Annotated in this window: 17 protein-coding genes; 1 reads left to right on the forward strand and 16 read right to left on the reverse strand. The window is 61.9% G+C overall.

The features are described 5' to 3' along the window. Positions 1–166 precede the first annotated feature (166 nt). The 7 genes from ACQ4V8_RS00920 to ACQ4V8_RS00950 form a co-directional block, all read right to left on the reverse strand. Positions 167–1,453, reverse strand: a complete 1,287-nt coding sequence (locus tag ACQ4V8_RS00920; protein ID WP_436570741.1) for a flagellar hook-length control protein FliK — start codon at positions 1,451–1,453, stop codon at positions 167–169. Positions 1,454–1,472: 19 nt separating this feature from the next. Then, positions 1,473–1,913, reverse strand: coding sequence for a flagellar export protein FliJ (gene fliJ / locus ACQ4V8_RS00925; protein WP_010400759.1), 441 nt, complete (start codon positions 1,911–1,913; stop codon positions 1,473–1,475). A 32-nt stretch (positions 1,914–1,945) separates the two neighbouring features. Beyond that, positions 1,946–3,262 (reverse strand): flagellar protein export ATPase FliI, encoded by a 1,317-nt coding sequence (gene fliI / locus ACQ4V8_RS00930; protein ID WP_261980972.1) that lies wholly within the window; start codon positions 3,260–3,262, stop codon positions 1,946–1,948. 89 nt (positions 3,263–3,351) lie between these two features. Further along, positions 3,352–4,065 (reverse strand): flagellar assembly protein FliH, encoded by a 714-nt coding sequence (fliH, locus tag ACQ4V8_RS00935; protein ID WP_436570864.1) that lies wholly within the window; start codon positions 4,063–4,065, stop codon positions 3,352–3,354. A gap of 43 nt (positions 4,066–4,108) precedes the next feature. Next, positions 4,109–5,107: a flagellar motor switch protein FliG gene (gene fliG, locus ACQ4V8_RS00940; RefSeq protein WP_010400752.1), complete on the reverse strand. Its 999-nt coding sequence runs from the start codon at positions 5,105–5,107 to the stop codon at positions 4,109–4,111. Next, positions 5,100–6,815 (reverse strand): flagellar basal-body MS-ring/collar protein FliF, encoded by a 1,716-nt coding sequence (gene fliF / locus ACQ4V8_RS00945; protein ID WP_436570742.1) that lies wholly within the window; start codon positions 6,813–6,815, stop codon positions 5,100–5,102. The genes fliG and fliF overlap by 8 nt, the downstream gene beginning before the upstream one ends. Before the next feature lie 84 nt (positions 6,816–6,899). Then, entirely contained in the window at positions 6,900–7,256 is a 357-nt protein-coding gene (locus ACQ4V8_RS00950; protein ID WP_261980981.1) for a hypothetical protein, read from the reverse strand. On the opposite strand from ACQ4V8_RS00950, the gene fliE reads away from it, so the two are divergent. Further along, positions 7,153–7,455 carry a flagellar hook-basal body complex protein FliE gene (fliE, locus tag ACQ4V8_RS00955; protein ID WP_010400749.1) on the forward strand — a complete coding sequence of 101 codons (303 nt, stop codon included), beginning with the start codon at positions 7,153–7,155 and terminating at the stop codon, positions 7,453–7,455. The two genes, ACQ4V8_RS00950 and fliE, sit on opposite strands and share 104 nt — an antisense overlap. Positions 7,456–7,527: 72 nt before the next feature. On the opposite strand, the gene ACQ4V8_RS00960 is transcribed toward fliE, so the two are convergent. From ACQ4V8_RS00960 to ACQ4V8_RS01000, 9 genes are all read right to left on the reverse strand, one after another. Then, positions 7,528–8,289, reverse strand: coding sequence for a flagellar brake protein (locus tag ACQ4V8_RS00960; protein ID WP_029496598.1), 762 nt, complete (start codon positions 8,287–8,289; stop codon positions 7,528–7,530). A gap of 10 nt (positions 8,290–8,299) precedes the next feature. Beyond that, positions 8,300–8,626, reverse strand: coding sequence for an EscU/YscU/HrcU family type III secretion system export apparatus switch protein (locus ACQ4V8_RS00965; RefSeq protein ID WP_010400745.1), 327 nt, complete (start codon positions 8,624–8,626; stop codon positions 8,300–8,302). Beyond that, positions 8,619–9,872 carry a flagellar hook-length control protein FliK gene (gene fliK, locus ACQ4V8_RS00970; RefSeq protein ID WP_436570743.1) on the reverse strand — a complete coding sequence of 418 codons (1,254 nt, stop codon included), beginning with the start codon at positions 9,870–9,872 and terminating at the stop codon, positions 8,619–8,621. The genes ACQ4V8_RS00965 and fliK overlap by 8 nt, the downstream gene beginning before the upstream one ends. 26 nt (positions 9,873–9,898) lie before the next feature. Beyond that, positions 9,899–10,225 (reverse strand): flagellar protein FliT, encoded by a 327-nt coding sequence (locus ACQ4V8_RS00975; RefSeq protein WP_010400742.1) that lies wholly within the window; start codon positions 10,223–10,225, stop codon positions 9,899–9,901. A gap of 3 nt (positions 10,226–10,228) precedes the next feature. Then, positions 10,229–10,684 (reverse strand): flagellar export chaperone FliS, encoded by a 456-nt coding sequence (fliS, locus tag ACQ4V8_RS00980; protein ID WP_010400740.1) that lies wholly within the window; start codon positions 10,682–10,684, stop codon positions 10,229–10,231. A 30-nt stretch (positions 10,685–10,714) separates the two neighbouring features. Further along, entirely contained in the window at positions 10,715–12,712 is a 1,998-nt protein-coding gene (gene fliD / locus ACQ4V8_RS00985) for a flagellar filament capping protein FliD (RefSeq protein WP_436570744.1), read from the reverse strand. 119 nt (positions 12,713–12,831) lie between these two features. Further along, positions 12,832–13,215: a flagellar protein FlaG gene (locus ACQ4V8_RS00990; protein WP_070346415.1), complete on the reverse strand. Its 384-nt coding sequence runs from the start codon at positions 13,213–13,215 to the stop codon at positions 12,832–12,834. Positions 13,216–13,307: 92 nt separating this feature from the next. After that, entirely contained in the window at positions 13,308–14,756 is a 1,449-nt protein-coding gene (locus tag ACQ4V8_RS00995; protein WP_010400736.1) for a flagellin N-terminal helical domain-containing protein, read from the reverse strand. 367 nt (positions 14,757–15,123) lie between these two features. Beyond that, positions 15,124–16,695, reverse strand: coding sequence for a diguanylate cyclase (locus ACQ4V8_RS01000; RefSeq protein ID WP_196854877.1), 1,572 nt, complete (start codon positions 16,693–16,695; stop codon positions 15,124–15,126). Positions 16,696–16,787: the final 92 nt, after the last annotated feature.

Raw genomic sequence — 16,787 nt, forward strand, 5'->3', positions numbered from 1 at the left:
GTACACGAGTGCATGGAAGTGGATCACGACGCCATTATGTCATTATCGGCAAATTCTGCGCAGAAGGATGCAGTGAAAAGAGGGCGGAAGCGCCCTCAACTCGCTGTTTTTATAAGAAAAGTGATGCTGTGGCGCGCGCCAGTGGCTTGCACGCGATGAATTATCCTCAGGCAAAGGTATCCACGGCACTCAGGCTGGGCCGGCTGGCCGGTGCGATGGCGATCTCGCCACCGGATACGCGCTCGCCCTGGCCTGTGCCACGGCGTTCCCCCGAGGCGGCACGCTCGCCATTGTTTTGCTGTTCCGGCGTGCCGGCCGAGACGGTGGCGCTGCCAAAGGCGATGCCCGCTTCGCTCATCATCTCGCGCAGGCGCGGCATGGCCGCTTCCAGTGCCTGGCGCACTTCGGGCTGGGCTGACATGAAGGCGGCATCGGCCTGGTCATTGGTGACCGTCAAAACCACTTGCACGGGCCCGAGATCGGGCGGATTCAGGGTCAGGGTGGCGCTCTGGTCGCCCCCGGCCGCCATCCATACGACTTTCTGTCCCAGTTGCTGGTCCCAGGCCGGCGTGCCGACCCTGCCCGTCAGCTTGTCTGCTGGCACGGCCGCAGCGGCGGCTGCCAGTTGCAGCGCGCCTGGCTGCAACTGCGCGGCCAGGCGGCTCAGGTCGGCTGGCGTTTCCTTGATGCTTGGTTCGGCCACGGCGGTGCCAGCCCTGGCGCTGGCCGCCAACTGGGCATCGATGGCCAGCTTGCCCGGCTCGGCTTTGCCGCTCAGCACGCTGCTGCCCTGTGCAGTGGCTGCCTTGCCCTGGGCCTGGCCCAAACTGTCGGCGAAGTCGCCGCGCTCTGCTTGCGCAGTGGCGGCGCTGGCGGCAGCCTTGCCGCTGCCCTGGGCGGCTGCCAGCAATCGCTCTGTTGCCAGGTTCTTGCCGTCGGCCTTGATGCTCGCGTTCGCGGGCAGTTCCGCTACTTCCTTGGCCGCCGTGGCTGCCGCTGGCGGCTCGATGGCCAATTGGATGCTGCCCACCAGGGCCAGCATCTCGGCGGCCGGATCGGCTGGCGGCGCTACTGGCGCGGTGGTGGTGGCGGGCATGCTGGCCTCGGCCGTGGTGCGGTCGCCGGTGGCGGGCGCGGCCGTTTCGCTGGCCGGTGCGCAGGGCAGTTCACTGTTGCCGCCCTGTTCCTTGTCCACTTGCGTTGGCTGCGTTTCCTTGGCCGGCGCCTTGGCGGGGGCTTGCGGGGTGGCAGGGTTGGCGGTCCGGGCCGCAGCTGCGGCCGGTGCTGCTGCTTGCTCCCTGTTGCGGCTGGCCTGGCGTTGTTCGATCTGCTGGTTCAAGGTGCGCTGGAAGTCGCCCGCCGTGCCGCTGGTGGGCGGCTGGCTGCGCTTGGCGGTGCCCGGCGTGGCGTTCGGCGAGACAATCTGGGAAATCGGGTTTTGCAGGGTTTGCATGATGCTGCCTCAGTGTAGCTTAGCGTTTGTAATAGGCTTGTCGCGCCGCGTGCTCATCCATTGCTTTCTGGTCGCGCTTGTTTTCCAGCTTCAGCGCCTGTTCCTGCGCCCGGTTGTTCAGGGTGGTGTACGACATGCGCTTGCGTTCGGCGTCCTGCCAGCGCTGCTTTTCATTGTCGCTGCGTGCCTGCGCGTGCTTGACTACTTGCTCTTGACCCATGATGGCGCTGTCGAGCTTGAGCATGAAGGCCTGGAAATTGCGGTAGGCCATGGGCGTCATGCCGTTGCTCATGCTCGCCTCGAAGCGCTTGGCATAGTCATCGCGGTAGCCGGACAGCATATCGAGCTTCTGGCGGCAATCGTCGAGCGCTTTCAGGGCCGCGCCCAGGCGCTTGGCGCAATCATCCGTTTCGCGCTGGGCAAGGTCAATCAGGGTTGCAAGTTGGGAAGGAGAGGCCATGCCCGATTATATTCCCGCCATGCAAGCGCTCATCAGTCGAATAGAGCGGTAAGTTGCCCCAAGCTCTCGTCCATGCTGACCCGCTCCGTGATTTGCTGTTGTAAAAATGCCTCGATCTTTTCATGCAGGGCGATGGCCTGGTCCAGCACCGGGTCGGTGCCGGCGCTGTAGGCACCCACGCTGATCAGGTCGCGGCTGCGTTCATAGCGCGAATACAGCTGTTTCAGCTTGCGCGCCTGCTGCTGGTGTGCAGGCGTGGTGATCGAGTGGGCAGCGCGCGAAATCGATTGCTCGATGTCAATGGCGGGATAATGGCCCGCCTCGGCCAGGCGCCGGTTCAGCACGATGTGGCCATCGAGAATCGCGCGCGCGGAGTCGGCGATCGGGTCTTGCTGGTCGTCGCCCTCGGTCAGCACGGTGTAGAAGGCCGTGATCGAGCCGCCGCCTTCCTCGCCATTGCCGGCCCGTTCCACCAGCACGGGCAGCTTGGCGAAGACGGACGGCGGATAACCTTTGGTGGCAGGCGGCTCGCCGATGGCCAGGGCGATTTCGCGCTGTGCCATGGCGTAGCGGGTCAGCGAATCCATGATCAATAATACATTTTGCCCCTGGTCGCGGAAGTACTCGGCAATGGCCGTCGCATACGCGGCGCCCTGCAAGCGCATCAGCGGCGGCGTGTCGGCCGGTGCCGCCACGACGACGGAGCGGGCCAGGCCTTCGGCGCCGAGGATTTGCTCGATGAATTCCTTCACTTCGCGGCCCCGTTCGCCGATCAGGCCGACGACGATCACGTCCGCTTCCGTGTAGCGGGCCATCATGCCCAGCAGCACGCTCTTGCCCACGCCGGAACCGGCGAACAAGCCCATGCGCTGGCCACGGCCCACGGTCAGCATGGCATTGATCGAGCGTACGCCCACATCGAGCGTATCGACGATGGGCGCGCGGCCCAGGGGATTGGCGGGCCGCACATTGATGGGGGCGCTGTCGGTCGTGTGCAGCGGACCCAGCTGGTCGAGCGGGCGGCCCGCGCCGTCGAGCACGCGGCCCAGCAGTTGCGGCCCGACGGGCAGGTGACGCGCACGGTCGCTGGGGCGCCGGCGCGGATGCGCCACGCTGCCGGGGCGGGGAATGGCCGGTTCGACGGAAAACACGCGCGTGCCGGGCACGATGCCTTCGACGTCGCTTTGCGGCATCAGGAACAGGCGCTCGCCTTCAAAGCCGACCACTTCCGCCTCGACTCGTCCGCCATTGGGCAGCGGCACGGTGCAGGCGGCGCCGACGGCCAGGCGCAGGCCCACCGCTTCCATCACCAGGCCAGCCACGCGCGTGACCCGGCCCGATATTTGCATCGGTTCCACAAAGCCGAGCACGGCCGAACAGTCGTTCAGGTAGGCGCGCCAGCGCGCCGCATGGGCTTGCGTGCCTTTGACGCAATCGTTCACGGCGCCAGCCAGTCCAGGTCTTTGGCCAGCGCATGCGTCAGGCGCTGCCAGCGGGTGGCGTTTTGCGCATCAATCTGGTTGCTCGCCGTGTCGATCTTGCAACCGCCGCGTTCCACGCTCGGGTCTTCGATGACACGCCAGCCGCTCTTGTCGAGCTCGTCGCCGATGCCGTCGCGTACCACTTGCGCATCGTCGGGATGGAGTATCAGCAAGGCCGGTTGTTGCAGCACAGGCAAGTATTCGATGGCCTCGCGCACCAGCGGCAGCATCAGTTCCGGGCGCACGGGCAAGGCGGCCTTGAGCATGCTCTTGGCCAACTGCAAGGCCAGTTCCATGACTTCGTTGGCGATCAGTTCATCGGCTTGGTGCACGGCCGTGCCGAAGTCGACGGCGATGCTTTGCAGATGCGCCAGTTCCACGTCCGCGGCCGCCTTGCCTTCGGTATACGATTGCGCATGGCCATCGGCATGCCCGGCCGCGTGGCCTTCTGCATAGCCGGCGGCGCGGCCCTCATCGTAGGCCGTGGCGCGCGCTTCCTCGCGGATGGCGTCGATTTCTTCTTGCGTCGGATAGGCGAGCGGCGGCCCCGGCTCTTCTTGCTCCAGCTCGCCGTAGGGATCCGTTTCCGGGTCGAATTGCCGTTCCGGCTCTGGTTCGAGCAGCTTGCGCGCCGCCACCACGCTGGGACGCTCGTCGCCAAACGAGGTCATTTCCCAGCGCTGGTAAGCAGTTTGTTGCTCTTTGGGGATTAAATTAGACAAACGAATCCTCGCCTTTTCCACCCAGTACTATCTGCCCTTCGTCCGCCAGGCGGCGCACGATTTGCAGAATCTGTTTCTGTTGCGATTCCACTTCTGACAAGCGCACGGGGCCTTTCGACTCCAGGTCTTCGCGCATCATCTCGCCGGCGCGCTGCGACATGTTCCTGAAGATCTTGTCGCGTAGCTCTTGCGAGGCGCCTTTCAGGGCGATGATCAGCATTTCCGACTGCACTTCGCGCAGCAGCAATTGAATGCCGCGGTCGTCGATATCGATCACGTTGTCGAAGACGAACATTTCGTCCATGATCTTTTGCGCCATGTCGTTATCGTAGTTTTTGATATTGTCCATGACGGAGCCTTCCTGCTCGCCGCTCATGAAGTTCAAAATCTCGGCCGCCGCGCGCACGCCGCCGAGCGACGATTTCTTGATGTTTTCGTTACCCGACAGCAGTTTCGTCAGCACATCGTTGAGTTCGCGCAAGGCGGCCGGCTGTACGCCGTCCAGGGTGGCGATGCGCAGCACCACGTCGTTGCGCAGGCGATCCGTGAAATGGCCGAGGATTTCGCACGCCTGATCGCGCTCTAGGTGGACCAGGATGGTGGCGATGATCTGCGGGTGCTCGTTGCGGATCAGCTCGGACACGGATTGTGAATCCATCCACTTCAGCGATTCGATGCCGGACGCATCCTTGCCGCCCAGGATGCGCGATAGCAGCACGGAAGCCTTGTCGTCGCCCAGCGCCTTGGTCAGCACCTGGCGGATGTATTCGTCCGAATCGAGGCCGACCGTGGAATTGAGCTCCGTTTGCGCGCGGAAGTCGCCCAGCACTTCGACCACCTGTTCGTGGGCGATGCCCTTCATGGTGGCCATGGCGGCGCCCAGTTTGAGCACTTCGCGCGGGCCGAGAAACTTCATGACCTCGGCCGCTTCGCTCTCGCCCAGTGCCAGCATCAGGATCGATGCTTTTTGCAGTCCCGTTGTTTCAGTCATTATTGCCTATCCATGCTTTGATTACGTTGGCCACCACGCGTGGGTCTTCTTGTGCCAGTTTCCTCGCCATCGCCAGGTTTTCGCGATAACCGCGGGCCGTGTCTGCTTCCAGCTCTTCGAGCTCGGCTTCGCTGAGCAGGACTTCGTTTTCTTCGTCTTCCTTGCTCACTTCCGGCTCGATGACGGGCGGTGGCGCGCCGAAATCGTCGATCTTGCGCATCACCGGGCGCAGCATCGGGCGCACGATCTTGATGAAGAGATACAGCAAAATGAGGGCCGTGATGAGAAATTTCGCCAGTTCCTTCGCCAGCGGCAGGTTGGCCGTATCGCGCCACCACTCCGGCTTGCCTTCCGGCGCGCGATCGATGCCGTCGAAGGGCGAGTTGGCCACGCTGAAGCTGTCGCCGCGCTCCTTGTTGTAGCCCATCGCTTCCTTGACCAGATTATTGATCTGCAGCATTTCGGCAGGCGAAATCGGCTTCACCGTGACCTTGCCATCCTTGTCGAAGCTGCGGCGGTAGTTGACGACGACGGCGACCGACAGGCGGCGCAAGCCGCCCATGGATTTCTGCTCGTAGCGCACGGTCTTGTCAACTTCGTAATTTGTCGTTGATTCTTTCTGGGTCGGTGCCGTCGGCGCGCCAGCCGCAGCGCCTGGCGCTTCGGCGCTCAATGGTGCCGTGGCCACGCCCGGCGGCTGGTTCGACAAGGCACCCGGCACGCCGGACGGGTTGGCATTGCCGGCGCCCGTCGATTCGCTCGTTTGCTGGCTGCGGATGGTGGACGCTTCCGGCGGTGAATTGGGCTTGTAGGTTTCGGCCGCCTGCTCGCTTTGCGAGAAGTCCACGTCGGCCGTTGCTTCGGCGCGTACATTGCCTTCGCCGACGATGGGCAGCAAAATCGATTCGACTTGCTTGATCACGCTTTGTTGCAATTGCTGTACGTACTTTAGCTGGTTCGGGTCCAGGCTCTTGATGCCATTGGCGCGGTCCTTGTCTTTTTCCTGGTTCGACAGCAGCGTGCCGGCCTGGTCGACCACGGTGACGTTGACGGGCAACAGTTCCGGCACGCTCGACGCCACCAGGTGTACGATGGCGCTGACCTGCAATTGGTCAAGGCCGCGCCCCGGATGCAGGTTCAGCAGCACGGAGGCGGTCGGTTTTTGCTGGTCGCGCACGAAGACGGACGGTTTGGGCAGGGCCAGGTGGACTCTGGCCGTATCGACGGCGGACACCGATTCGATCGACTTTGCCAGTTCGCCTTCCAGCGCACGCTGGAAATTGACCTGTTCCAGGAATTGCGACACGCCCAGCTTCTGGTTTTCCATCAGTTCGAAGCCCACGTTGCCGCCTTTCGGCAAGCCTTGCGCGGCCAGTTTCAGGCGCGCGTCGTGGACTTGTTCGGACGGCACGAGAATGGCGCCGCCGCCTTCGGAAAACTTGTGCTTGATGCCCAGTTGGTCCAGCGACGCGGTGATGGCGCCGCCGTCACGGTCCGTGTAGTTGGAAAACAGGACCTTGTACTCGGGCGGCTGGTTCCACATGTACAGCGCCACGCCGATGGCAATCAGTGCCGCCACGCCCAGGCCGCGCAGAAAATTCTTGCCCATCGGCGTCTTGGCGAAGGCTTGCACGGATTCCACGGGCGAGCGGGCAGGCGCCGGTTCCGGCGGTATGCGGTTCACATCGATTTCTTCGGCTACAGCCATGATTGCCTTCCAGGGCGCGTGGTTTGACGGATATTGGGTGATGCGCGGGGTCCGCTTCCTCGTGAGGAGGGGCGATAGGCAGAATTATCCGCCACTGTCACGCGCTTCAATCGTCCAAACAGAAGGCGCTTTTGCCGCCTGCTCGGCCGAGCGGCTGGTGTTGGCGCTGGTATTGTGGAACCCTGGCAACATGTGACGGAAGTTATTGTACCCGTCGTTGCCTTGCAAGCCAGAGTTTTGTTCTCTGGGTGCAACAGGCAAGGAACAGTTATGCAGCAGACCAGAATCGGGAGGCAAAGTGAAAACAGGCGGTATCGATAGCAGCAGGATCGAGGCGATGATCGCGCAACTGAAGTCGGCAGCCACGCGGCCGGAGGCAAAAATACCGGCGATCCAGACCGAGGCGCCGGCGGCGAAGGTGAACTTTGCCGATGCCTTCAAGAGCGCGCTCGATTCCGTCAGCGGTGCGCAGCAAGCGTCGTCGGCGCTGGGCCGGCGCTTTACCATGGGCGACGAAAAGGTCAGCCTGTCGGACGTGATGGTGTCGATGCAAAAATCGAGCATCGAATTCCAGGCCACGGTGCAGGTGAGGAATAAACTGGTTTCTGCGTATCACGAGATCATGAATATGCAGGTGTAAGTCATGACAACCCCAAGTGCAAGGTCCGGGGTCGAACCCTCAGGGTTCGACCCCAGTCTTCGTTTTGGGTTATTAACCTAACCCCGCCATGCGCGCATTGCGCTCGCGTTCGAGCCGCGTGATATAGCGTTGTACGTGCGCCAGCATGCTGCGCGGCAGGTCGACGAACTGGCAGCCCAGGCGACGGTTCAGCTTATTGTTGAGCAAAGTCATGTCCAGCGAATTGCGAATTTGCAAGGTGGCGGTGACCATGCCGACCTCGGGCAAGTCGATGCGGCAGCCCGGATAATCGCGGCCGATGGTCTCGCCCATGATCAATTTATTGTCCAGGATGGCGATACCGCCGCAACTGATGTCGGCCAGTGGAAACAGGGTGTTGGCGCCGCCCAGCGAGGGTGGCAGGGGAATCGAGACGCGCACGGGATTGCTCACGGGCGTGCTCATGCGGTAATACTCGCGCCGCTGCAAGCGGATCAGTGTTTCTGGAATGGCAATTTTCAAGGCGGGCGTGCCGCCATAATTGCACTCTTGTACCATGGGGCTGGCAAACAGGATGCGGATCTTGTCGAGCGACGTTTCAAACGAGATGCCGGTAGCGACCACCATGCGACGGTTTTGGTCGGCATTCACGGAACGGTCGAGGATGACGATATTGCGTTCGGCATCGACTTCCAGGATAGAGGTGACGCACACATCGGATTCACCGTGGATCAGCATACGGATCAGCTGGTTCTTTTCGCTGATGCTGCGCAGCAAGGAGATGATTTCCCGTCGCGACTCGACTTCAAAGTCATGCCAGTTTTCGAGGCCGGAATCCATAATATGTGCTTGCATTGATGCCTGTCTATGTATCGGTGAGGTTGACGCTGGTGTCGGGCGGCGGCGGGATCGGTCCGCCATTCGCAGATTCAATATAATATAACCATGCCAGCAGTTCCGCAATCGCCCGATACAGGCCCGGTGGAATCTGACGGTCGAGGTCGACATCCATCAGCAGCGCTACCAATTCCTTTGATTCATGCACGAAGACGCCGTGTTCGCGCGCCGTGCTGATGATCTTGTCGGCGACCAGGCCACTGCCCTTGGCCACCACCTTGGGTGCCGGCGTGCCGCTCTGGTAGGCGAGGGCGACGGCCGTCTGCGGCACCTTGCGCTTGGTGTCGTCAGGCACCGCCTGCTCCTGCTGCTATTGGTATTGCTGCTGTCTCCGTTGCCATTTCTGCGGCCATCTGCGCTGGCACCGCTGCTGGCGCGTCGGCCGCCGCCGGCTTGCTGGCGATGCTGAGGGAGGACAGGGGCCAGCCGGCGGCCGCCAGCGACGCTTCCAGCCGCGCCGCATGCCGGCGCAAGGTGTCGGCGCTGCCTTCGCTGCCCGCTTGCAATTCGATGTGCACGCGCCCGCCCTGCAAGAGCACGTGCGCTGCCAAGTCGCCCAGCAGGGCGAACTGGAAGCGCACATTGCTGCGCCAGGCGGTCGCTTCCTCGTCGCCGTTGCGGCTCGCGTGCTGTCCGCCCTGTGGCGCATCCTGGCTGATATCCCACTGCATCTTCTGGCCTGGCCAGGCTTCGCCTTGCCATTGCACGCGCGCCTGTTCGTGCGTGTGCAGCTGTAAATTGATCAGCTGCGCCGAGGCCAGGTCGGTGCCCGTCCTGGGCGTCTCGCCCGGCGCCGCCTTTTGCATTTGCGGTTCCAGCAGCAGCGAAGCGAGCGGGCGCTTGCCTTCGGCCCATTCGGCCACGTGCGATTCATAGAACAAGCCGCTGCTGCCGACCGTGTCGCGCAGCTTTTGCGCCACCTGGGCCGGATCGGCCCCCGGCTTAGCCATCAGCGGCGTCTTGCCGAGCAGCGCCAGCGGTGCGCCGGGTACGCTTTCGGCCTGGCTGAGCACGCTGCTGATAGCGCGCGCAGTGGTGCTCAGCTCTGGTGCTGGCGTATCGCCGGCCAGGGCGGGCAGCAAGTTCGCTGGTGTCAGCGGTGCGCGGCTGAGCAGGGTGGCGGCCGTGCTGCTGGCGCGCGTGCCCGCTTCGGCCGCACCGGCCTGGGGGCCGCGCGCTTCAAGGGCGGTGGGTTCTGCTTCGGCATCGGCATACGTCAGCAGGGCGCTGGCGGGCTGGTCGCGATTATTGCCTATCTGAAACGAGGGGCGGGGATTGATGCCGATCAAGGTCAGCGGAACGTCCGTGCCCGGCTGGGCGCCGGCGGGCAGCTGCATGCGGGCCGGCGTGCCTGCCACGCGTACCAGGTAGTTGCCATCGCCCATGCGGGCCAGCACTTGGCCTTGCATGGATTTGCCGATCAGGCCCTGCAGCGAACGCTGGAACTCGGCCTGGCGCGGGTCGCCGACGCTGTCGGCCGGGCGCGTGCCCTTGACCGCAGTGAGGGGCGTCATGCCGATGGCATCCATCTTCGGCAACATGATATAAGACCTTGCCCCGTGGGCGTTTAGACGCCGTAGGCGTTGGCCAGGCGCCTTTCGGTGCCCGTGCTGTTGATCAGATTAGACAATTGCGCCATCCACGGCATGGTCAGGTCGCGGATCTTGCGGTCGTCTTCCAGGATCTGCTTGATCAGGGCGACCTTGCGCTGGCGGCCGGCGCTTTCCAGCACGACCTTTTCTTCATTCGCTTTCAGTGTTGCCACATGCGCGCTCACTTGCTGCTCCAGCGCATCAAGGGCGTCCCAGTCGGCGTTGCTGGCGGCGGTGACCATCTGACCCGTCAGCGACTGCATGGTTTCGTAGGTGCTCAGGACTTCTTGATTCGTCATCATGGATCAGGCGCTCGCATAGTTGGAGATGCGGGTAACAGATGCATCGCTAGCGGCAATATTGATGCCGGAAGGCGTGCCTATGGCGTTCCAGGTGTCGCGCAGTTCGGTCAAAAGGCGTTGTACCTCATCGAGGATGCTTAAGTCATTTTTCAGGTTCGCCGTCAGCAATCGCGCGCCCATGTATTCATACAGCGCATCGAGGTTTTCGGCGATCTCGCCGCCCGCATTCTTGTCCAGGCTGGCGCGCAGTCCTTGGTCGATCAGCTGCATAGCGCGTGAAATGGACTTGCCCTTTTCAGGGATATTGCCTGCTTTCATGTGCATCTGCGCGCTCAGCACGGCTACCAGCGCGCCGTCGTACAGCATGGCGATCAGCTTGTGCGGGGAAGCGGCACCTATGCCTGTTTCCAGGCCAACCTTGGCGTAGGATTGCGCGCCTTTGTTTGATGATCCAAACATTTGTTTTCCTCTAGTGGATATTGATTAGCTCTAAGACAGCTTCGCCAGTTGCTGAGTCAAATAATTGGTGGTGCTGTTCATCGAACTGAGCTTCACGTCGAGCGAACTGTATTGCTTGCGCAGCCTCGCTTCGGTCAGGGTCAGGCGGCTATTGAGCGCACTGCGCTGCTTGGTGATATCGGAAATGCTCTTGTTCAAGCCATCATTCTTGTTTTGAATCAGGCCCGACGTGCCCAGGTAACTGTCGGTAGTGCTGGCAAACAGCGCGCTGACGCCTTTCGAAATGTTCACCGTGCCCCGGCTGCCCAGTTGGCCGCCGTTGACCAGCACCGCAATGCCGGCGCTGCCGGAGCCTGGCGAACCGGTCAGGGTCTGGCCGCTGCCGACGGCCACGGCGCCGTCGATGGTGCCCGCTACGTCCACGCCGGTGGTCATGGTCGGGCTGCCAAACAGTCCATCGGCGCCGTTGCCGGTAATTTCCAGCTTCGACGCGGTACCATATTTGTTCGAGGTAATACTGATGATGCCGTTTTCCTGCTTGACCGTCACGCCGACAGTTTTGTCGGTGCTGCCGGAGGCGCCATTGATCAGCGACTGCAGATGGCTGACCAGGCTCTCCGCCGTGTAGGCGCCAGGCACCAGCGTGGCCTTGCTGCTGACGCCATTGATCGTCATCGAGAGGTTGTCGTTGACGCCGGCGATGATGTTCAGGCCCGCTGGCGCGCTGCCCACCAGGGTGCCTTGCGTGGCCAGCTTGGAAATCGAGATGGGCTTGGTGCCAACCGTCGAGTTACTGGTCGAGCTGACGAAGCTGACCAGGCTGTCGGTGGTCGAACCGGAGGTGGCCAGCAGCTTGATGACGTCTTCCGAATTCTTGTCGATGGCCGTTTGCAGCTTGCCCGTATCGAGCTTGAGCGTGCCATCCTTTTGGAAGGCGACGCCCAACTGGCTCAGGCTTGTCACGCTGCCTGACAAGCCAGGCACGTTGCTGGCAAACATCTTGCGCAAGCCCGCCTGCAAGCTCAGCGCGGTCGAGTCGCCCACCAGCGGGCCGCCCGTGCGCGCCGCACCCTGCTTCTGGTCCGGCGTGACGGCCGTCAGGCCGGTGATGGTCGTATTGAGCTCATTGTAGGCCTTGACGAAATTGTTCAAGGCCGTCTTGATGCCGGAGGTGTCCGTGCTGATGCCGACATTGCTGGTGCCGATCTTCAGCACCGACATCGTGACACCCGGCACGGCGTTGTCGACGCTATTGGTCTGGCTGGTGATGGCTACGCCATTGACGGTCAGTTTGGCATTTTGGCCAGCATTGCTTTGCTTCATGTTCTGCGTACCGTTCGGCGCGTAGGACAATAAATCGCGCAAGTCTTGGTCGCCAGCGACGGAAACGCGCATGCTCGACGTTTCGCCGCTCTTGTCCGAGGTCAGCACCAGGCGGTTCGGCGTGCTGCTACCGTCGGAAATAATGCTGGCGGTCACGCCGACGCCAGCCTTGTTGATGGCGTCGCGGATGCCTTGCAGCGAGTTGTTGCTGCCGTCGATGGTGACGGTGCGCGCCGTGCGCGTCGCATCGAGATCGAAAGTGGCCCCCGTATACTTGCCGTCGGCCAGGGTGCCGCCCGTGACGCTGCCGAAGTCAAAAGTGAGCACGGTGCTGGCGCCAGAGCCGATCAGCGCGCTGGTGCTGACTTGTCCGGCGGCGCTGACGGTTTGCGCCTGTGCCAGTTGGCTCACATTGACACTGTAGTTACCCTTGACGGTATCCTTGCCCGCCGTGGCGGTCAGGATGGTGATGTCGGAAGAGCTGGCATTGGCCACTTTGTATTTCGAGGAGTCGGCCAGGGCGGTGACGGTGGTCTGGAATGCGCCGACGGCGCCGCTCAGGGTGCCATAGGCCGATAATTGGGTGGTGATGGCCTTCTCTTTGTTCTGCATGGCGACAAAGGGGCGGCTCTCCACGGCCATCAGTTGACTGACCAGGCCATTTACATCAAGGACACCACCAGTACTGAGGGATGAAACAGCCACAATGACCTCCTAGGGAATGCATGAATATAACCAGTTAACGGCACATTTCATCCGTACTTTAGAGGGGTATTTGGCCGCCTGTTTGCCCTATGCACAAAGCGGTGACAGAAGGGGGGCGCTTACGCCGTTTGCCGAATCAGCAAGCCTTGCACTTTTTCCAGGGCCTTGCCGATTTCTAATGCTTCCTTGGTGGGCATCTGGCGGATGACTTCGCGCGTTTGCTGGTCGATCACTTTAACGACGGTGCGATCGCTGTCGGTGTCGACCGAAAACTCCAGTTCGCGCGACATGAACTGCATGGCTTTGTTGATGTCGCTGACGGCCTGCCTGACCTCTTTCAGCTCGGACTGCGCGTCTTCCTTGCTAGCGGCCTTGCCGGCGGGCTTGCTGTCCGTGGTCGCTGGCGCTGGCGCTGCAGGCTTGGGGGCAGTGGTGCCGCCTGACGTGACCGCGCCGCGCTGCTGCAGTGCGGCTGGCATGCCGCCTGTTGCCTGGATATCCATGATGTTGTCCTCTAAAGAAAAATCCCCGGCAGATCAAGATGCGTCATCTGACCGGCCGGGGAGGGCTAAGCTACGGTGCTACTTGGCGGTGATTAACCGCGCAGCAGCGACAGCACGCCGTTAGGCAGCGAGTTGGCCTGGGCCAGCATCGCGGTACCAGCCTGTTGCAGGATCTGGCCGCGCGTCAGCTTGGCCGTTTCCGCCGCAAAGTCGGTATCCTGGATGCGGCTACGCGAAGCCGACAGATTTTCCGAGGTCGATTCCAGGTTGCTCACAGCCGTTTCAAAACGCGACTGCAAGGCGCCGAAGGAAGCGCGCTGGCTGTTGACGCTCGACAAGGCCGAATCGAGAATCTTCAGCGCATCGTTAGCGCCTTTGACGGTCGATACATCGATGCTGGCCACCGATTTCAGGCTGGCGGAGGCGGCGACAACACCGTTGCCTGCCGTGACATTGCCCAGCGAGAAACCCTTGTCGGAGTTCATCGAAATATAGCCCATCGTCTTTGCTGTCTCGCCAGTGCCGATCGAGGCCGTGGTGCCTACCGCGCCAGCCGAGTCGATGGACGCCGCGGTCACGAGCGAGCCGGCATCGGTGCTGTTGTTTTTCAGCGTGATGTTATTGCCGGAAGCGTTGGTCAGCACCAGGCCATCGTTGGCATCGTTCAACTTGGCGGTGACGCCGGTGGTGGACGACACGTCATTGAAGGCGCTCACTGCCGAGGCCAAGCCCGATGCATTGAGCGCTGCGCCGACCGTGAAGGTGACGTTGGCGGCGGTAGCGTTGTCGGAGTTGACTGCCAGCGAATACACTTTGCCCGCAACAAACTTGGCCGATTCTTCGGTCTTGGCCGTTGCCGTCACGCCCGTCTTGTCGGTCGAACCATTGATGGTCGCTGCCAGCGATTGCGCGGTATCCGTTGTCTTGGCCGTAATCGTTGCCGATTGCAGACCTTGAATGTCGAAGGTGCCGCCGCTGTAGGCGGTACCGCCGGTGATCGTGGTCGGTGCGGCGCTGGTTGCCTCGTTGTTGCCGTAGTTGCTGGTACGGAAGTTGGCGGTCGTGGCCTGGATGGTCTGGCCAGCGTTGGCGCCGACCTGGAACGATGCCGTGCCGAACGAGCCGTCGAGCAGTTTCAAGCCGTTGAATTCCGACGTTTGCGAGATGCGGTCGGCTTCCGACAGCAACTGGCCTACCTCAGCCTGGATTGCCTTGCGGTCGCCTGCCGAGTTGGTGGCGTTCGACGATTGCACCGATAATTCACGTACGCGCTGCAGGATGTTACCCGTCGAAGCGAGCGAACCCTCGGCCGTTTGCAGCAGCGACACGCCGTCGTTGGCGTTGCGCTTGGCTTGATCGAGACCGCGGATTTGCGAGGTGAAACGCTCGGAAATAGCCAGACCAGCAGCATCGTCTTTAGCGCTATTGATGCGCAAACCCGAAGACAGGCGTTGCAATGATGTGGACAGGGCGGACTGCGATGTGCTCAGGTTGCGTTGCGCATTCAGTGACGAGGTATTGGTATTGATGACTGAGGCCATTTTGAAGCTCCTTACTATATGTTTTGGCTATGTGCCTTGTACCTTGGTCTGCCCCTGCCTTCCGGGACACTCACACCGCAGTTATATTCATTAACGGAGTGGCTCATGTAAAGTTTAGGAAAATGAAGCGAGTATATTTTTTGTATTGCCCCTCAAGTTGTCATAAGCGAGGACGCGTAGACGGCACGCTTTGACTAAACTTTAGGGGTGTAAATAATTAAATATAAGAAATATTGTTCGCGATGTTCAGATTGCCACAGGGGGGCATGTCGGCCGCTCCAGCGCCGCCGTCCTCCCAGGCCGGGCGCAGGCAAAAAAAAACCCACCGTAGGGTGGGCGTAGCGTGTGACAGCCTGCAAGTTGCCGTTTAGTCGGCCACCACCACCCGGTTCTTGCCCGTCTGCTTGGCCTGGTACATGGCGCGGTCGGCCCGTTTGACCAGTTCAGCCTGTTCTTCGTTGGGCTGGCGCAGGGCTACGCCGGCGGAAAAGGTGATCAAGACTTTTTCGTTGTCGTGCAGGAAGAAATGCCGGGTCAGCTCGCGCTGCAAGCGCGTCATCGTCGATGAGGCTGCTTCGACCGTGGTTTCCGGCAGCAAGATGAGGAATTCCTCGCCGCCGAAGCGGGCGATGACGTCCATCGAGCGCAGGGTTTCCTTGACGATCTTGACCAGGTGTTTCAAGGCTGCATCGCCGGCCAGGTGGCCATAGGTGTCGTTCAGGCGCTTGAAATCGTCGAGGTCCAGCATGGCGATGCACAGCGGCGTGCCGCGGCGGTCGGAGCGCGCCGTTTCGCGCTCAAATACATCATCGAGGCCACGGCGGTTCAAGCTGCCCGTCAACTGGTCTTCTCGCACCAGTTCGCTCATGTGCTGGAGCTTCGCTTCCAGGTTGTGGATGCGCTGTTCCGCATCCTGCACTTCCTGGCGCGCCAGCACCATTTTGTCGCGGGCGCGCAAGGCTTCGTTCTGCACCATGCGCGTTTCGCGCAAGACTTCGTCGAGGACGCTGTTCAGTTCGCTGATATTTTCCGCCTGGCTGATCTTTTCCGAATAGCCGCCGATCTTTTCATGGAAGTCGCCCGTGCTGGCCGCCACTTGCCCCAGGCGGTCGATGAAGGTCATCATCATGTTCTTCACCGTCAGCTTGACGTCGGACAGGCTGTGCTTGAGCTGGCTTTGTTTGTAGATGACTTCTTTCAGGCTGCGCGTGGCGTCTTCCAGCGCGCGCTGGTCGAGCGGGCCGGTGATCAGGTTTTGCACGGCATCGACCTGGCCGCGCAACCAGCTGTCGTCGTCGAGCAACTGGCTGACGTTATCGAGCAGTAACTTGAACAGGCGCAGCAGCAATTCCTGCTGTTCGGCCGTATCGCCGCTTTTGAGTTCGATCTGGTAGCACAGCTGCTTTAAGCGCAGCGCCGCTTCGTTCAGCGCCTCTTCCGTATGCGCCAGCTTGATGGCCGCGCCCAGCGATTCAGCCTCTTCCACCAGCGCGGGCGTGCCCGTGAGCAAGGTGGCAACGGCAAAGCCCAGGGTGCGGCTGAGCAATTCACGCAGGGTGCGCGTCTGTTCGCCGTCCGGCAGGGGCGGCAATTCGATGCCGCCGCCTTTTTTGACTTGTTTTTCCGCCAGTTGCGCCAGCGTGCGGGCATAGCTGTCCCAGTCGCGCGCTTTGAGGGCGCGCTGGAAACGTCTGCCAAAGTCGCCCAGTTCACCCGCAGATTCGCTCATCTTGGCGGCAAACTGCGTCAGGACGTTTTCTGCGCCACCGTCAAGCGGGGCGCTGGCGGCCAGCACCGCAGCAGGCGCACCTGGCGTTTCGGCCGGTTCGCTGATGCCCGCGATCTCGTTGTAGATGTCGCGGTAGGCGTTGGGCGTAGGGGCGATGCGGCGCGTGGCCAGGCGGCGAAACGCCTCGCGCGCGATATCGGCCGGATTCATCACCGCAGCGGCGGCGGTATGCGTGGCGCCAGCGGGGACGCTTGCTGGTGAAGGTGGCAATTTACTGGACATATAGACGCAGCCTTTTCAGA

It is taken from the genome of Janthinobacterium paucivorans (assembly GCF_051380805.1).
GTDB lineage: Bacteria > Pseudomonadota > Gammaproteobacteria > Burkholderiales > Burkholderiaceae_D > Janthinobacterium > Janthinobacterium lividum_D.